General features: G+C 47.5%; 14 protein-coding genes. 11 read left to right on the top strand and 3 right to left on the bottom strand.

Annotated elements, in window-relative coordinates:
* Positions 1–209 precede the first annotated feature (209 nt).
* From KME12_05830 to nuoK, 7 genes are all read left to right on the top strand, one after another.
* Positions 210–1,478 (top strand): bifunctional oligoribonuclease/PAP phosphatase NrnA, encoded by a 1,269-nt coding sequence (locus tag KME12_05830; protein ID MBW4487292.1) that lies wholly within the window; start codon positions 210–212, stop codon positions 1,476–1,478.
* Between the two features lie 113 nt (positions 1,479–1,591).
* A complete protein-coding gene (gene sixA, locus KME12_05825; GenBank protein ID MBW4487291.1) occupies positions 1,592–2,089 on the top strand; it encodes a phosphohistidine phosphatase SixA in 498 nt (165 codons plus the stop codon).
* Positions 2,090–2,249: 160 nt separating this feature from the next.
* Entirely contained in the window at positions 2,250–3,389 is a 1,140-nt protein-coding gene (locus tag KME12_05820; GenBank protein MBW4487290.1) for a citrate synthase, read from the top strand.
* A gap of 559 nt (positions 3,390–3,948) precedes the next feature.
* Positions 3,949–5,067, top strand: coding sequence for an NADH-quinone oxidoreductase subunit NuoH (gene nuoH, locus KME12_05815; protein ID MBW4487289.1), 1,119 nt, complete (start codon positions 3,949–3,951; stop codon positions 5,065–5,067).
* Positions 5,068–5,201: 134 nt separating this feature from the next.
* Positions 5,202–5,807: an NAD(P)H-quinone oxidoreductase subunit I gene (gene ndhI / locus KME12_05810; protein ID MBW4487288.1), complete on the top strand. Its 606-nt coding sequence runs from the start codon at positions 5,202–5,204 to the stop codon at positions 5,805–5,807.
* Between the two features lie 40 nt (positions 5,808–5,847).
* Complete coding sequence (locus KME12_05805; protein MBW4487287.1) at positions 5,848–6,516, top strand: NADH-quinone oxidoreductase subunit J; 669 nt, start codon at positions 5,848–5,850, stop codon at positions 6,514–6,516.
* Between the two features lie 48 nt (positions 6,517–6,564).
* Positions 6,565–6,870, top strand: a complete 306-nt coding sequence (nuoK, locus tag KME12_05800; GenBank protein MBW4487286.1) for an NADH-quinone oxidoreductase subunit NuoK — start codon at positions 6,565–6,567, stop codon at positions 6,868–6,870.
* 89 nt (positions 6,871–6,959) lie between these two features.
* On the opposite strand, the gene KME12_05795 is transcribed toward nuoK, so the two are convergent.
* Together KME12_05795 and KME12_05790 are read right to left on the bottom strand one after the other, a co-directional pair.
* Positions 6,960–7,178, bottom strand: a complete 219-nt coding sequence (locus tag KME12_05795; protein MBW4487285.1) for a hypothetical protein — start codon at positions 7,176–7,178, stop codon at positions 6,960–6,962.
* Positions 7,179–7,250: 72 nt separating this feature from the next.
* Positions 7,251–8,108 carry an alpha/beta hydrolase gene (locus KME12_05790; protein MBW4487284.1) on the bottom strand — a complete coding sequence of 286 codons (858 nt, stop codon included), beginning with the start codon at positions 8,106–8,108 and terminating at the stop codon, positions 7,251–7,253.
* 405 nt (positions 8,109–8,513) lie between these two features.
* Between KME12_05790 and KME12_05785 the strand changes: the two genes are divergently transcribed.
* The 4 genes from KME12_05785 (at position 8,514) to KME12_05770 (ending at position 13,825) form a co-directional block, all read left to right on the top strand.
* A complete protein-coding gene (locus KME12_05785) occupies positions 8,514–10,559 on the top strand; it encodes a hypothetical protein (GenBank protein ID MBW4487283.1) in 2,046 nt (681 codons plus the stop codon).
* Between the two features lie 132 nt (positions 10,560–10,691).
* Positions 10,692–12,683, top strand: a complete 1,992-nt coding sequence (locus KME12_05780) for a hypothetical protein (GenBank protein ID MBW4487282.1) — start codon at positions 10,692–10,694, stop codon at positions 12,681–12,683.
* A 36-nt stretch (positions 12,684–12,719) separates the two neighbouring features.
* Positions 12,720–12,956 carry a hypothetical protein gene (locus KME12_05775; protein MBW4487281.1) on the top strand — a complete coding sequence of 79 codons (237 nt, stop codon included), beginning with the start codon at positions 12,720–12,722 and terminating at the stop codon, positions 12,954–12,956.
* A 5-nt stretch (positions 12,957–12,961) separates the two neighbouring features.
* Positions 12,962–13,825 (top strand): hypothetical protein, encoded by an 864-nt coding sequence (locus KME12_05770; GenBank protein MBW4487280.1) that lies wholly within the window; start codon positions 12,962–12,964, stop codon positions 13,823–13,825.
* Positions 13,826–14,049: 224 nt separating this feature from the next.
* On the opposite strand, the gene uvrA is transcribed toward KME12_05770, so the two are convergent.
* Positions 14,050–17,067, bottom strand: a complete 3,018-nt coding sequence (gene uvrA / locus KME12_05765) for an excinuclease ABC subunit UvrA (protein MBW4487279.1) — start codon at positions 17,065–17,067, stop codon at positions 14,050–14,052.
* Positions 17,068–17,153 lie beyond the last annotated feature (86 nt).

The raw sequence follows: 17,153 nt of genomic DNA, 5'->3' as shown, positions 1-17,153 counted from the left end.
AATCAGCGTCGGGTACTTCACCTACTGAGAGTTAAAGTAGGGTGCTGGCGCTATCTATGGCTTCATAGGTAGTCTGCGGGGGTATGCCGTTCTGCGAGTTTTTTGCGAAGATCAGGGTGTACAGATCAACAGCTCAATCGCTGATTTCTGCCAAGTTTATAGCATTGCCGCGATTGGGAATACGATTCTAACCCCAACTTTGTGCCAGTATGCCATCTAATTCGCTTAGGTCTCGCAACAGTCTAGTTCTAAACTCAGAATCAGCAGAACCAATCGTGGAAGCCAAGTCTGTCGAATATCCAGGGGTTGAGTATCCAGAGGTTCGAGCCACTGCCAATGTCGGCGATCGCCAAGTTCAGCGCTCATTTGACTCCAAACCTGACCACAAAGTAGAAGCGCTCCGACAAACTTTAGAACGGCATGAAGGCGAGCGACAACTAATCATCCTGCAAGATTTTCCCGACCCGGATGCTCTTTCTTCCGCTTGGGCCTACAAACTGATTGCTGAGCAGTACAACATCCAGTGCGAGATTGTCTACGCTGGCACGCTCAGCCACCAAGAAAACATTGCCCTAGTCAAGCTGACCAACTTGCCAGTCCAGCGCTGGACAGTGCAGAGTACCAAAAACAAAGATTTATCGGTTTACCAAGGCTGCGCTCTGATTGATAACCAAGGCACAACCAGCCAGCTTCTGACCTTGGTGCAACAGGCAGGCCTTCCCGTTACGGTTGTGATTGATCACCACAGCATGCAGGGGGGACTAAACCCAGAATTCTGCGACATTCGGCCTCATACGCGGGCCACTGCTACTATCTGCGCCCACTATCTCCAAGCAGGCTTACTGACTTTAGACAGCAGCATTAGCCAGCATGTGAAGTGTGCCACTGCCCTGATGCACGGTCTGCGCTCTGATACCAACACCCTAATGCAGGCGCAGGAAGAGGACTTTCTCGCTGCCGCCTACTTAAGTCGGTTCTACGACACCCAACTGCTCAATGCGGTCCTCCAGTCAGCTCGTTCTAAACGGGTGATGGACGTGATTGAGCGATCGCTGCGCAACCGCATCGTACAGAACAACTTCTCGATCGCTGGGGTGGGTTATTTACGTTACGACGATCGCGATGCCATTCCGCAAGCCGCAGACTTTTTGGTCACAGAAGAAAACGTCCATACTGCTGTAGTTTATGGCATTGTGCACGATGAGGACGAAGAACTCGAAGTCGTGATTGGCTCCTTGCGAACCAGCAAGATCACCCTCGACCCAGACGAGTTTATTAAAGAAGCCTTTGGTCAAGATGCTCAAGGCCGTTTTTTTGGTGGTGGTCGCTTCACAGCTGGCGGGTTTGAAATTCCGATGGGATTTCTCTCTGGCTTCAATGAAAATGCCGACTACGCCAAGATGAAATGGGAACTCTTTGATGCCCAAATCAAGCAAAAGCTGCTGCGATTGGTGAGCCCGGAAGACACGTTTATTTAGTTGAGCTAACCTCTCCCCAACCTCTCTCCTGCGAGGCGAGGGGCTTTGAATCTAGCTCCCCTTCCCTGGTAGGGAAGAGACTGGGGGTCAGGTTTTATCTAGAGAAAGTTTCTATGTCTGACCTCTACATCATTCGTCATGGCATTGCGGCGGAGCGGGGTACTTATGCTCGTGATGAGGAACGTCCCCTGACCGAGGAGGGTCGTCGCAGAACTCGCCAAGTCGCCAAGCGCTTGGTTGAACTCAAGCTGCAATTTGACTTGATTCTCACGAGTCCCCTAGTCCGGGCACATCAGACAGCAGAAATCTTGCAATCTGAGGGCTTAAGTGATCAGCTAGAAGTATCAGACTATTTAGCGCCCGATGGCAGTTTAGAGGCTTGGTTGATCTGGTTTGACGAGTGGCAGCGATCGCACCCCCAAGCTCGTTTGGCGATCGTGGGGCATCAGCCAGATCTGGGCAATTGGGCAGAAACTCTAGTTTGGGGACAAGCGCGGGATGGTTTGGTATTAAAAAAAGCTGGAGTGATTGGGCTAACAATCCCAGGATCGGGTCAGGCGATCGCAAATAGTTCTTTGTTTTGGCTCAGCCCACCGAAGTTCTTGCTATGACACTTCCCTCGCGGTTTCCTGGTAAGTTAGCTTAGATATAGGATTCACAACCTATTTGTGAACAAGGGGGGTGGGGGCAGTGCCCCTACGCAGGAGTTCCACCCCTGCAACCCGTTGTCGTATAGCCTCAGTATGTCTTAAGCAATCGGACGGTAGAGCCATGTCTATCTGCGAGTATCGGCCAGGTCTAGAAAATATTCCTGCCACCCAATCCAGTATTAGCTACGTTGATGGTCAGCGCGGTGTTCTGGAATATCGCGGTATCCGGATTGAAGAACTCGCAGAAAAGAGTACCTTCCTGGAAACTGCCTATTTGCTAATTTGGGGCGAACTGCCGACCCAAGCAGAACTCACTGCCTTTCAAGATGAAATTCAGTACCACCGCCGCGTAAAGTTCCGTGTGCGGGACATGATGAAATGCTTCCCAGAGAGCGGTCACCCAATGGATGCCCTGCAAGCTTCAGCCGCCGCTCTGGGTTTGTTCTACTCTCGCCGGGATCTGCACAACCCTGCTTATATTCGAGGGGCAGCAGTGCGTTTGCTAGCCAAAATTCCCACGATGGTGGCCGCATTCCAACTGATTCGCAAAGGCAACGACCCAGTCCAACCCAGAGATGATTTGGATTACGCCGCTAACTTCTTGTACATGCTGAATGAGAAAGAGCCAGATCCCCTAGCCGCACGAGTCTTTGACGTTTGCCTGACGCTCCATGCCGAGCATACGATCAATGCTTCGACCTTCTCAGCAATGGTTACGGCTTCAACTTTGACTGACCCCTATGCCGTGATTGCCTCAGCAGTCGGCACCCTAGCTGGCCCCCTCCACGGTGGCGCAAACGAAGAAGTGGTAGCGATGTTGGAGGGAATCGGCTCTGTCGCCAATGTCCGCCCCTACCTCGATGATCTCTTGGAGCGCAAAGCGAAAATCATGGGCTTTGGGCACCGTGTCTACAAAGTCAAAGACCCCAGAGCCACCATCTTGCAAAATCTGGCCGAACAGCTATTCGAGAAGTTTGGCCGAGATAAGTACTACGACATTGCCATTGAGCTAGAGCGAGCTGTAGAAGAAAAATTGGCCCACAAGGGAATTTACCCTAACGTGGATTTCTACTCTGGTCTGGTCTACAGCAAATTGGGCATTCCCACCGATTTGTTTACGCCTGTCTTTGCCATCTCGCGGGTGGCTGGTTGGCTAGCACACTGGAAAGAACAACTGGCCGAAAACCGAATTTTCCGTCCCACCCAGATCTATACCGGGACTCACGAAGCTCCTTATGTGCCCATTGAGAAGCGCCATTGAGAAGCGGTAGTCACATTCGGCCAACTCTTTGATTTTGAAACTGCGATCGCCTCTCCGAAACGCCCTCTAAAATCGGCCAGTGATGGGTCATACCCCCCTTGCTGTTCGGGATCAAGCTTGTAGGATGGGCGAAGTGACGATTTTCAGGAACTCCAGCCCTCAAGCATGTTGTTTGGGGGTTTTTTGTATTGCAATATCTAAATCGGTTATGAGGAGTGCGCCTCTAATAACCCAACAGCTTTTTCTATAGAATCCATAGAGTTCTGGCAAATTAAATTTTTGCATGATGTGGAACCGGGGCAGATCTGCCATCCTTAGCTAAAAATTCCAGAGATCTGGTAGGTACAACTTCTTATTTCTAAGACTACTGACAATCCCGTCCAGCGATATACTAAGCACTGTAGAGGTCAAACATTCTTCATAAAGAAACTTACTGATCAATCCCTATCTAGGGTGTTGCTGGATTGAGAATTCAGACAGCAACCACAAACTACAAAGCTGCCAACCCAGCCGCTTTTAATTTGGTTGAACGAACTCAGCGATCGCCATTATTGAAAACATGAATCCAGGAATTGACCTACAAGGAAGTTTTATCCAAGCGCTCGTGCAACTGGGCTTGCCTACCGACATTGCCAGATTGGTTTGGCTCCCCCTGCCGATGGTCGTGATGCTGATAGGCGCGACAGTCGGTGTATTAGCTTGTGTCTGGCTAGAGCGAAAAATCTCTGCTGCCGCACAACAGCGGATTGGTCCAGAGTTTATTGGGCCTATGGGCGCACTGGCACCCTTGGCAGACGGCCTCAAGCTAGTTCTGAAAGAGGATATTGTCCCTTTAAAAGCTGACCCCTGGCTGTTTACCCTAGGACCCGCAATCGTCGTGATTCCGGTTTTTCTGTCCTACCTGATCGTGCCCTTCGGACAGAATCTTTTAATTACTGACCTCAGCATCGGCGTCTTTCTCTGGATTGCCCTCGCCAGCATTACCCCGATCGGCTTGTTGATGGCTGGGTATGCCTCAAATAACAAGTACTCCTTGATTGGGGGTCTGCGGGCAGCAGCCCAATCGATTAGTTACGAAATTCCCCTCGCTTTGTCAGTCTTAGCGATCGTGATGATGTCGAACAGCCTCAGCACGATTGACATCGTCAACCAGCAAGCGGGCTACGGCATCCTAGGGTGGAATATTTGGCGGCAACCTGTAGGGTTCTTGATTTTTTGGATTGCCGCCCTCGCTGAATGTGAGCGTCTTCCCTTTGACTTACCAGAGGCAGAAGAAGAACTAGTCGCTGGCTATCAAACTGAGTACACCGGAATGAAGTTTGGCCTCTTCTATCTCGGTTCCTATGTCAACTTGGTGCTCTCAGCCCTCTTTGTCGCTGTGCTATACCTGGGTGGTTGGGAATCTCCCATCCCTCTGAGTTTGATTTCTAACTGGTTCGGCATTAGCGAAACGACTCCTTGGTTGCAAATCATCACTGCGACCTTGGGCATCACCATGACCCTGCTCAAAGCCTATTTCCTCATCTTCCTGGCGATTCTGCTCCGCTGGACAGTGCCACGGGTACGGATTGACCAACTCCTCGACTTAGGTTGGAAGTTTCTTCTACCGGTTGGCTTAGTGAACCTATTACTGACTGCGGCCCTCAAGCTCACCTTCCCCTTTGCCTTTGGTGGCTAACTCTGGTAGCTAAACCAGCCCCTTAAACAGCCCAGGATGAAGCTGGTGTGAATTTTTAGCCAACTGCATCCACCTTCATCCCCCTCCTTTTGAGAAGCAAGCTCCATCCTTCATCCTTCAAGAACGGTGACTCCATGCTCAAGTTCCTCAAACAAGTTGGCGACTACACCAAAGAAGCGGTACAAGCCGCTCGCTACATCGGTCAGGGCTTATCTGTAACCTTCGACCACATGCGCCGACGCCCCATTACAGTTCAATATCCTTACGAGAAACTAATTCCCTCCGAGCGGTTTCGGGGGCGGATTCACTTTGAATATGACAAATGTATCTCTTGTGAAGTCTGCGTCCGCGTTTGTCCAATCAACCTGCCAGTCGTAGATTGGGAATTCAACAAAGAAACCAAGAAGAAACAGCTTAAGCACTACAGCATCGACTTTGGAGTTTGCATCTTCTGCGGTAACTGTGTGGAATACTGCCCCACCAACTGCCTATCCATGACTGAGGATTACGAGTTATCGACCTACGATCGCCACCAGCTGAACTATGACAACGTGGCCCTAGGGCGCTTACCGTATAAAGTTACAGATGATCCAATGGTGACACCGCTACGAGAGCTGGTTTACTTACCCAAGGGTGTTATGGACCCTCATGATCTGCCCCCCGGTAGCCAGCGAGCAGGCCAGCGTCCAGAAGAGATTTCGGAACAGCTTGAGAAAAATTCTGAGAAGACCCAAGCGTAATCAGCTTGACGTGCATGCATTCTAAGGAGATCAAAGGATTGTGAATCTAGCGGAAGGAGTTCAAATTGTCTCATTTGGCCTGCTAGGTCTGATGATGATTGGAGCAGCTCTCGGTGTCGTGTTGCTGTCTAATATCGTTTATTCAGCTTTCTTGCTTGGTGGCGTGTTTATCAGCATCGCTGGGCTGTACATTTTGCTGAATGCAGGCTTTGTGGCTGCGGCTCAAGTACTCATCTACGTGGGAGCCGTTAACGTCTTGATTCTGTTTGCCATCATGTTGGTAAATAAGCGAGAAGACTTCAAGCCTATGCCCAATGCTTGGGTGCGCCAGGCACTCACTGGATTGGTTTGTGTGAGTCTGTTTGCCCTGCTCAGCACAATGGTGCTTTCAACTCCTTGGTCTCTCTCAAATGCGCCCAGTGCTGGAGATGATGCCATTGTGGTAATTGGCAAACACTTCTTCAGTGACTTTTTACTGCCGTTTGAATTAGCTTCGATCCTGCTGCTAATGGCTTTGGTAGGCGCGATTATCCTGGCTCGCCGGGAGTTCCTGCCAGACGATACTTCGACGCTGCAACCCCAACGCCAAGTTTTTACCCTGCAAGAGCGCCCCAGAGAGGCAGTTCCCGCTTTAAGTGGTGGCCGAATTAAATCATCTCAGTCGGGTGCTGAAGCACCAGTGACCCCCAGCGATCGCTTAGATCCTTAATGTCACTCATTCATTAGACTTCCTGCACGAATCAAGATCAGAGGATCTATGCAACTTGAATACTTTTTGCTGTTAGCGGCTGCTCTGTTTTGCATTGGCATTTATGGCCTCGTTACCAGCCGGAACGCGGTACGAGTATTGATGTCAATCGAATTACTGCTGAACTCCGTCAACTTAAATTTGATGGCATTCTCGAACTACCTTGACTCCGCAGAAATTAAAGGTCAGGTATTCACGGTATTTGTCATTACGATCGCGGCAGCAGAGGCAGCAGTGGGTCTGGCGATCGTGCTAGCTATTTACCGCAACCGCGACACCGTAGACATGGAACAGTTCAATCTCTTGAAGTGGTAGTTACAGCGCATTCAACCGCGAGCTGCCCTCCAAGTGGTCAATTAAAAAGCGATCGCTCTCCTAGCTTCAAAGAGGGCGATCGCCTTTTTTTATAGTTCGGCTTGATAGTAGTCGATTGGTTTAATCTCTCCGACTGCATCTCTGTCTTTGTTGATGCAGCCTGGTTTCTGAGTAAATTGACAAACCCTGGCCCATAGCGTGGCCCTAGTTCCCGGTGGGCCGACAGAGAACAAGACGCGATCGCCAGTCGGAATCTTCAGAATTTTGACACCACAAGCAGAGCAAACTTCAGTGTTTCCTTGACTCATTATTTCGTTCTACCTTTGAAGGTCAGACCCTTTGTATACAAACTTTTTTGGTATAGTAAATCAGCCTTAAGACTACTCTCTGGCTAAAAACTCCCGCATGTACTGATTCACTAGCTGCGGCTGCTCCTGTTGCACCCAATGGCTACAGTTAGGGATATATTTAATCTGAAAATCTCTCACATACGCTTCGGTGCCGTAAGTCATTTCCTTACCTAGTGCTGTATCGTTTTCGCCCCAAATCATCAAAGTAGGCACTTGTAGCACGTCCCAATTCGATTTAAACAATCCTTGTTGAAAGGCATTGCGGTAATAGTTCAGCATGGCGGTGAGGGCACCCGATTTAGCAACCGCCTGTTTGTAAGCTTGAATATCCGCTTCTGTAAACGCATCCTTATGCACTGCCATACCCTTAAAAGCTGCTTCTAACGGCTGATAATCGCCCGCCTGGATCAGCCACTCTGGTAGCCAAGGCAGTTGGAAGAAAAAGATATAGGAACTGCGGAGCAACTGTTGGGGGGTACGGAGTCCTTCGGCAAACTTAGCTGGGTGCGGCAAGTTTAAGACAATCAAGCGATCGAGCATTTCTGGGTGAGCATAAGCAAAATTCCAGGCGATCGCGCCTCCCCAGTCATGGCCCACCAACACGCATTTGTCGTAACCCAAGCCCTGAATTACGCCTTTGATATCTTTGATAAACTCTGCCATCACATAGGCGGATTGTTCTGGTGGCTTGTCGCTATCGTTGTAGCCGCGCAAATCCAATGCCACGACTTTGTAATCCTGGGCGAATTCCGGAATCTGTTTGCGCCAGGAATACCAAAACTCCGGAAAACCATGCAACATCAGCATCAACGGTCCTTCGCCCTGCGTCACATAGTGCAGCTTAATACCGTTGGTCGAGATATAGGCGTGAGTCCAAGATTCAGACATAACTAGCTGTGAATCACGAAAGTAAACTTACCACCCCCTTCTAATCAAAAACTAGCCGTCTTAAATCCCCTCTGAAGTAGTAATTCGTCTAGTTGAGTCTGGCTATAAGCGTTACAAAACCTTCCACTTCTGAAGCTGCTTTATCAAGTTTTCTGCGATCGCCTCAGCTCGCGCTCCCTGTTTGCATTTATACTGAGGCGATCGACCTGAAATTCCTACCCAATTTGTGCAAGCTTGTCGTGCTAGGGGTACTTAGCAGGCTATTTCTATCATTTTTGCTGTTAATCTCCCAGACATATGGGAACTCTGGAGAATAATAAATTAAGCCTTGGGCAGAGCTTTACTCATTGCTGTTGGTTGTCTGCTCTCAACCTTTGATCTAGCGATAATTTAGGAGATGTGGTGATGTCTTCCCTCCAACCCTACAATCAACCATTCAGTTGGCAGTCATCCTCAATCTTCGGATTTTCCGCTAGCGATCTCTCCATTATCCAAAGTGGGCAATGGTTACCCGAACTCTCTCACTTTGTACCGATCAACTCGCCACATGACATTGATGCCAACTTAGATCAGGCTCGTGATGAGGGTGAAAAGCTTGACCTTCTGCTGATTACTGCTTTAAATCCTCATGCGCCTTCACTGCCAGGGTTAGGAGAGTTCATCCAGAGTAAGGATTTAACCATTCTTGCAGCGACTTTGCGAGGGTTCGGCAGTATTGGAGAAATTTTGAGAGAGCCTAGCCTCAATCTTGACCCTAACTATCGCCATCATTTAGAGCATCTGCGTTGGCTGTTAACTCAAAACCTAGATTTAACGGATGATGCAAATCCGAGTGTGCAGTTGTTTAAGCGTCTTTGCCAGGAGGCGGAATCTGGCTCGTCTGATCTCACACGCTGGGCAGCGGCGTATGCACTCCAAGCATTAGATTATCCGGCTAGTTTGCGAAAGTGGTTGCTACATAAACCACCCGCAGAAATTGAAGCAGAGATTTTACATGCTCAGAAGGATCAGATCTCACGCCTATCAGAATCAAGTAATCCTTCTGAAAAGCGGGATTGTATCAAATTTTGGGTATATGGCCCAACAGAGAAGCTTTTTAGTGAGTATCATGGCATGTATCACCAAGAGGTAGTACATGAAGTATTAAGCAAGCTAGGAATGCGAGGAATTCGCTTAGCACTTCAGTATGGAAATAGCACAACTGTAATAGAAGTAATTAAGTTAGCACGAAAAATCTTCAATCAGACCTCACCTAGTAGCCATGATGCTCGCTATCAAGATCGGGCAACGCGCCAAAACTTAGCAAATCGTTTACTGCCTTTACTCAACACAGATAATATTCAGCTAAGGAATTTAGTTGCTGAGAAGCTTAATGATGCGGACAATAATTACGCTGTTAGCAATCAGCTTCTTAATCCTGATGATCGTGCAAAGGTTGCAGTTATTGACACAACAAGTAGCTCTAGATGGGATCATGTTGTATCACTAGGTGAGATTACAATCCCAGTCCTACGTGATGCAGTAGAAGGTAGATTGAAATTTATTGAGGACGAAGCTCAAAATATTGGCTTTCAGATTGAAGCTCTTAAAGCGATAGATAGAATCATAAAAGATGCTCCGTTAAAAGTTAAAACGCTAATATCCTACTTAAATCATGATTCCGACAGGATAAGATTGGAGGCTTTTAATTTCTTACACCCTCTTAAAAGCCACTTAAATTCCGAATATTCTCAAATTATTGTTGCCTTGAATTTTCAATTGAGCTTATCGGATAAACTAAGTATTTTGTCAGCTTTTCAACAAGACCTCTCATTTGGATTGCCACTAAGTAAATTGAAAATGGAAGCATTTTTATTAGAGGCGGAAAAGCAAAAGAAGGCTCTTCACCAAACATTTGATAAAGCCCTTTCTGCTTGTGACAATCAGACAAATCTCAAAGATTTTTTGATTAAACAGCAAGAAATGTTTCTTGAGGAGATCTCAAGATATTTGTCTTTACTAAATAGACAACAGGAGGATTATAACGACAACCTGAAATTACAAGAACACAACAGAAAGTTGGAGGCTGAATTACAGAAGAAAAAGCGAGAAATTCAGGAGATGGAAGAAACAATTCATCGCTTTCAGCAAAAAATTAACCAGAATCTAGACGAAGATAAATTTCTTTTATCTAGCTCATCCGAAGGAGAATTATGTCAACAACTTCGATTTGCATTTTTACTTTTTGGCATCCCAATAATCTTAATTATGCAAAGCGGAGTCTTCAGTCTTATTTGGATCGCAATACTTGTGTGGGCAATACTTGATTGGAGCGCCAAGGAGTCATCACAAGAAAAAAGAACACAACTTAAAGCACAGACAGCAAACTTAAATATTCAGGTAAATTCATTGAATGAAAGGAAATATAGGATACAGCAAGAACTGTCTGCCATTGAGCGTCAGATAAAATAAATTAACACAGCCAAGATCAAGAAAGATTGGAGTCATCTCTGGATATATATAAAGATGCTTTCTTTAACAGCTTTTTGTCTATTTCAACAACCTAATTTTAAGTCATCCTCTGCTAAGTCCTATTTGGATAGAATGCCAATTCAAAAACTTGCTAATATCCAATACTCTTTCTTTCAGCTATTATTACGGGAGCCTATTAAACTTTCTTTATGTCACTTCTATGATCCCAAACATGATTCAAAGCAAAGTCTTCGGATTTTCTTAATGTTTGGCACGGAGATACAAGATCTCTCAAAGCAAAAGACCAATTCAATATTACAAACTAGTGAATTTTATCAGATCTATCCATTTCAGCCTATTGATTTAAGTGACAGTCAATTTGACAACATCACCAATCTAGATTGGGTAAATGCTCTCGTTGAAATTCATAAAGCAGAAACCATTAGTGATAAAGGTTACTATTTACCTCATTTATTCCCTACTAACGACGAACACGATCTGGTGAAGGTTTGTGAGCAGTTGGCTCAAATTCACCGCAATTCTTCGCCAGAAAAAATCTTATTAGAGATTACACTTCAACCTTATAGTAACCAAATCGAAACAGCCCAGTGGCAAAATGCCTTAGATACCTTATTAGATGCCCATACTAAAGCCACAAATGCGTCACAAGATGGCGTTTTAGAAACCATCGTTAAGGGGATTCGCGACTATCAAACCCGCTATAGTCATGCTCCCCTCTTTAACTACAGCATCAAGCTCTTAGCAGAATCCGACCTCCACCTTTCCTCACTCGCATTTAGTTGGTTACAGAATGCAACCAGTACTGAATACGCCAATCTTCACCGCCATTTACCCATCATTAAACGGGGTGAACCAGGCTTTCAAGAAAGCTTACAGGCCACTCGTGAAGTTCGAGTTCCCTCTCAAACTTCTTGCATTCCACCTAACCTACAAACTTGGGAACCCCAATTTGGCGATCGCCCGATTCGGGAAATATTCGGTAGCCCATCAATGTACTGGGGTGATGGCTCAACCAAGCGCCCTCCTCATTACACACCACCTCCTCAACCGCCTGCACCCAGCCAACCCAACTTATCCAGTCACTCCTCGCCTACACCCTCATCAAGCAGCTTAGTCACCACGGGAAGTCATGCAATTACTCCATGGCAAGGTTCGCAACACCAGCAACGTGAGCCAGCCAAAATGCGAGATCTCTTGCCCCTGCGATACCTGACCACCTTAGACGAAATCAGCAGTTTTCTCAGAGTTGTTATCCCCGGCGATCGCCCCATCCCTGGTATGCCACTTGGAAAACCAAGTTATCCTAATATGACCGCTGAGCAAATGTTCAATGAACATCGTCAGCTTATTACACCTGACACTTACATCGTCGGGTTAGATGACAACAGCAATATCATTACTTCCAGTTGGGATGAAATTCCTCATCGTCTTGTCGCTGGGCAAACAGGCTTTGGCAAAACTAACTTTTTAAAGTGGCTGCTTTTTCAATTCTTCTATGCAAACCCGTCTGCCAAAGTCTATGCGATGGATTTCAAAGGGATCGACTTTCCAGCACTAAAAACTTTACTTCCGAATCTCAACATAGAGGTGGTTACAGAGGTTGAAGAGGCACTAGGTTTAATTGAGAAAATCGACCAAGAAGCAGATTTTAGGGCAAACCTAATCAGAAGTTACCCTGGAGCAGGTAAATTATCTGACCTTCAGGATCAAGGTGTTACTATCAGCCGAACCCTCTGGGTGATTGACGAAGCAGCAGATATAGCGGATGCGCCCTATAGTCTTGCAGAAGAAGTTGAAAAGCGTCTGAAAGCATATGCAAGGAAAGGGCGCAGTTTTGGAATTCACGTTATTTATGCCGCCCAATGCCCTGATAGTTCAGTAATTTCAAAACAAGTCACTCGTGAGTTGGGAGAAAAAGCCGTCTTTAAAGTAACTGCCGATGCCAGCATGAATGTTTTAGAAATAGATACTGCTGAGCATATCGACAGAAAAGGTCGAGCGATTTTACATCGAGGTATTGGCAACTGGATCTATGTAAATACTCCAGAAATGCCAAATTTATCTAAGCGGCCTCTTGCCACTACAGTTTGGGGCAGGCTTTAATTGAAATTGCACTCACTTTATATTAGGAGAATCAATATGACTTCAGGCTCAGGTCTTTCATCAGAAATTGAAGCGTTTCGCAGAATGATTGCTCGATTGGTAGAACAACTCAACGAGATTAGCGGTTCTTCTAAAACAATTCCTGGCACTCCAGCCGAACAACTTAGCCGGAAGTTTTCTGGGCTAGCGGAAAAGATTCAATCAGCAGACCAACAACTCAATAAAACTAATGCCAAATTAAAAGAAATTCATGATAAATGGGGTAGAGGGTAAAGGAGATGAGTGAAGATATACCACTTAAAAATCTGATTAATTCATTTCGGTATGAGATCAGTAGTGCTGTTGAGACTCTAAATCAAGCTAACGGTTTATCAAAAAAACTGGCAGAATATCCGGTTGAGCAATTAGACCGGGAATTCTCTAGGCTCAGTCATCTACTTGAAGACGCTAAGCAAATAGTTAGAAGAGCATCTGTGGAAATTTTTAAGAGTAGTGAACAATGGGGGTTTAGCTCATTTACTACTCTTACCTCATCTAAGGGCACCTCAAGCCTTGCATCGAGCTCTTCTAGATCAACAATTAATCCGATTATTTCACCTGCAATTCACGCTACTAAAGGTACCCGCAAGGATTATCTGGAACGTCACTATTGGGCTATCGAAGATGGAAAAATAATGCAGCGATATCGAGAAACTCTAACAACAAATGAAAAAAAATTTATTTCTCAGGTTCAGGGAGAGTCATGGGGACACTTTTATGTTACTGACGTTTTAGAGTATGAAGAGGTATTTCATGGAGATAATAAATCCATAAGGCAGGGACCAGATGGCATATATTTTGATACTCAAAGTGATTCCTTAGTTGTCACTGAGTTTAAGGGACAAAACTCTAAAGAGAATGATGGTCAGAAACAACCTGATTGGACTCTAGAAACTTGTCGCAAAATCCAGCGTTATCAAGCCCCCTACACCAAAGTTTCAGAGTTTGAGAGAGAAGCAGCAGCATTTATATTGAAGGAATACGAGGCGGGACGAACAATTCGCTATGAAGTAATTCGTACAGAGGTTGATCCTGAGACAGGTGAAATGTGGACGCAATTGGAGAAAAGAACCCATCTAGAGGCCGAACACTCCCCACCGTAAGAGTAGTAACAAAATTTGTGGGGTAAATGTAAAGCTGAGCAATACTTTTTAAGAGCTATCAGAGCATAGAAAACAGCTAAAAATAATGATTGCAGGCAATTAGAGCGATGGAGTTACAGTAGCAAGATTGCGGTTTCGTCGGAATCTACCAACACTTAATTGTGCGACCCGATGCTACTTACGGCCAGAAAGGTGAAGCTTTCCAAACATGAGTGAGCAGAAAATTATTCTGTAGGGACAAGAGAGCGATATTGCTCTAAGACCTGCTTGAGGTAGTGCCCGGTGTGCGATCGCTCACTCTTCGCAACGTCCTCTGGAGTACCAACGGCAATAATTTCGCCACCTTTGTCACCACCTTCCGGGCCGAGGTCGATTACCCAGTCGGAGCAACGAACTACATCCAGGTTATGTTCGATGACTAAGACTGAGTTGCCCTTATCTACCAAGCGCTGCACCACATCCAGCAATTTGTGGACATCGTAGAACGAGAGGCCCGTGGTGGGTTCATCAATTAGATACAGGGTTTTGCCTGTGGCGCGGCGAGACAGTTCGGTGGCTAGTTTCACTCGTTGAGCTTCACCACCGGAGAGCGTGGGGGCAGTTTGACCGAGACGGATATAGCCCAGACCCACATCGACTAGAGTTTGCAAGCGATTAGAAGCTTGGGGAATGTTTTTGAAAAACTCGTAGGCTTCCTCCACCGTCATGTTGAGGACATCCGCGATCGATTTGTTTTTGTACTTCACCTGGAGGGTTTCGCGGTTATAGCGGGCTCCCTTGCAGACATCGCACTGCACATACACATCAGGCAGGAAGTTCATCTCGATCACGTTCACACCCTGCCCGCTACAAGCTTCACAGCGCCCACCTTTGACGTTAAAGGAGAACTGTCCTGGTTTGTAGCCTCTAGCTTTGGCTTCGATCGTTTCGGCAAACACATCCCGAATCACATCAAACGCGCCTGTGTAAGTGGCAGGGTTAGAGCGGGGAGTGCGGCCAATGGGCGACTGGTCAATCACAATCACTTTGTCCAGCGCATTCAGGCCATCTAACGCTTCCATCTCCTTCGGGAAAGGAATCTTATGGCCGAAATGGTGTTGTAGGGCGGGATAGAGCAGTTCATTGATTAAGGTGGATTTACCTGACCCGGAAACACCCGTAACACAGACCAATTTGCCCAGCGGAATCTCGACACTGACTTGTTTGAGGTTGTTGCGAGAAGCCTTTTTGATCTTCAAGGCTCGACCATTGCCGTCTCGCCGTTCGGTTGGGGTATGAATCACCTGCCGACCTGACAAGTAAGCCCCTGTCAAAGAATCGGGAGCCGCTAAAATGTCCTCGAAACTACCCTGAGCAACAATGTTACCACCGTGAATCCCTGCGCCAGGCCCAATATCTACGAGGTGATCGGCAGCGCGAATGGTTTCTTCGTCGTGCTCGACTACGATTAGCGTATTGCCGAGGGTGCGGAGCTTGTTGAGGGTGCGGAGCAAGCGGCCATTATCCCGCTGGTGTAAGCCAATGCTGGGTTCATCCAAGACATAGAGTACGCCTGTGAGACCAGAACCAATTTGAGTCGCCAGCCGAATCCGTTGTGCCTCGCCTCCAGAGAGGGTCATGGCGGTGCGATCGAGCGTCAGGTAATCTAGACCCACATCCAGCAGAAATTGCAAGCGGGCTTTGATTTCGCGCAGCACCAAATCCCCGATTGTGGCTTGGCGATCGCTCAGCTTCAAACCTTCTACTCGGCTCAAGCATTCTTGAATCGAAACGCCAGTCAGCTCATTAATCCGGTATTGGCCCAGCCGCACGCTTAGCGATTCTGGCTTCAACCGTCGCCCCTGGCAAACATCGCAAGGTTGATCGACCAGATATTGCTCTAGCTTTTGCTTGTACAGGTCAGAACTGGCTTCCTCGTACTGGCGTTGGAGAATGTTGAGTGCCCCTTCGTAGCGCCGCACATAGCTTTTCTGGTCGCGGTAGCGCGAATCAACTTCGATTTTGATCGCGTCTTTGGAGCCATTGAGAATGATCTGCTGTTGTTCGCGGGTGAGATTGTTCCAGGGGGTTTGGATGTCAAAACTAAAGGCTTCCCCAACGCTGTAGAGCAGGGAGAGATAGTAGGTGTTGTCTTTGTCTGACCAAGGGGCGATCGCGGCATAGACAGGTAGAGCGGGATTCGGCACCACCAAGTCTGCTGAGAAGGTACGATGACTGCCCAAGCCATGACAGTTGGGGCAAGCACCATAGGGAGAGTTGAAGGAGAACAAACGGGGAGAAAGTTCTTCCATCACTGCGCCATGTTCTGGGCAAGCGAAGTTTTCGGAAAATACTAGTTCTCGTGGTAGCCCGTACTGCCCACCGGATTCTGCGGCGGCTGGCACTGCATTTTTACCTGTGGGGAGGGCAACCACGTTGGAGGTTGCATTATCAGCATCCGAGGAGGGCAGAATATCGACGATCGCGATCCCTTCTGAGTGGCGCAAACAGGTGGTTAAAGAATCGACCAAACGTTCTTCTAGGTCAGGTTTCTTCACCAAGCGATCGACCACAATTTCGATGTGGTGGGCTTGGTTTTTCTCTAGCTCGATCGAGTCGCTGAGGTCGCGTACTTCGCCATTCACTCGCACCCGGGCAAAGCCCTCGGAGGTGAGGCTAGAGAGCAATTTTTTATGGGTGCCTTTCTTACCCCGGACGACGGGAGCCAAAATCTGGAAGCGGGTGCGATCGGGCAACTCCATAATGCGATCGCACATCTGGTCAACCGTTTGAGGCGCAATGGAGCGATCGCAGTGGGGACAGTGGGGTTCGCCTGCCCGCCCGAACAAGAGTCTCAGGTAGTCGTAAATTTCGGTGACGGTGCCGACGGTGGAGCGGGGGTTGTGGGAGGTGGATTTTTGGTCGATGGAAATGGCGGGGCTGAGTCCTTCGATCGCGTCTACATCGGGTTTATCGACTTGGCCCAAAAATTGCCGCGCGTAAGCACTGAGGGACTCGACGTAGCGCCGCTGCCCTTCGGCAAAAATGGTGTCAAACGCTAGAGAAGATTTGCCAGACCCAGACACCCCAGTAAAAACAATGAGGCGATCGCGGGGCAGTTCTAGGTCGATGTTCTTAAGGTTGTGCTGGCGGGCTCCCCGAATCCGAATGGTGTTTTGGTCCACTGACTTCGCCTCGGATGGGTGGTGTCCATTGGTAGGCTCGGTGAGTTTGCGGTTGGCAGAACGGGAGCGTTGAGACATGAAGGGCAGCGCTAAACAGTCCTTAATGATTCTATCGCTGCTAATCCCTCAACTGCGAACGGCATCCCGTACTTGTTGGTTCATTT

Origin of the sequence: Trichocoleus desertorum ATA4-8-CV12, from assembly GCA_019358975.1 — a bacterium.
Taxonomy (GTDB): Bacteria; Cyanobacteriota; Cyanobacteriia; order FACHB-46; family FACHB-46; genus Trichocoleus; species Trichocoleus desertorum_A.
Note: the sequence above shows the minus strand (reverse complement) of the source record. Positions and strands in the feature narration are given on the sequence as shown.

Bases quoted from the DNA above. Each gene is read 5' to 3' on its own strand.
- nuoK (MBW4487286.1), top strand. From the start codon at position 6,565: ATGCAACTTGAATACTTTTTGCTGTTAGCGGCTGCTCTGTTTTGCATT.
- nuoH (MBW4487289.1), top strand. From the start codon at position 3,949: ATGAATCCAGGAATTGACCTACAAGGAAGTTTTATCCAAGCGCTCGTG.
- KME12_05770 (MBW4487280.1), top strand. From the start codon at position 12,962: ATGAGTGAAGATATACCACTTAAAAATCTGATTAATTCATTTCGGTAT.
- KME12_05780 (MBW4487282.1), top strand. From the start codon at position 10,692: ATGCCAATTCAAAAACTTGCTAATATCCAATACTCTTTCTTTCAGCTA.
- KME12_05830 (MBW4487292.1), top strand. From the start codon at position 210: ATGCCATCTAATTCGCTTAGGTCTCGCAACAGTCTAGTTCTAAACTCA.
- KME12_05790 (MBW4487284.1), bottom strand. From the start codon at position 8,108: ATGTCTGAATCTTGGACTCACGCCTATATCTCGACCAACGGTATTAAG.
- uvrA (MBW4487279.1), bottom strand. From the start codon at position 17,067: ATGTCTCAACGCTCCCGTTCTGCCAACCGCAAACTCACCGAGCCTACC.
- KME12_05820 (MBW4487290.1), top strand. From the start codon at position 2,250: ATGTCTATCTGCGAGTATCGGCCAGGTCTAGAAAATATTCCTGCCACC.
- KME12_05795 (MBW4487285.1), bottom strand. From the start codon at position 7,178: ATGAGTCAAGGAAACACTGAAGTTTGCTCTGCTTGTGGTGTCAAAATT.
- ndhI (MBW4487288.1), top strand. From the start codon at position 5,202: ATGCTCAAGTTCCTCAAACAAGTTGGCGACTACACCAAAGAAGCGGTA.
- KME12_05785 (MBW4487283.1), top strand. From the start codon at position 8,514: ATGTCTTCCCTCCAACCCTACAATCAACCATTCAGTTGGCAGTCATCC.
- sixA (MBW4487291.1), top strand. From the start codon at position 1,592: ATGTCTGACCTCTACATCATTCGTCATGGCATTGCGGCGGAGCGGGGT.
- KME12_05775 (MBW4487281.1), top strand. From the start codon at position 12,720: ATGACTTCAGGCTCAGGTCTTTCATCAGAAATTGAAGCGTTTCGCAGA.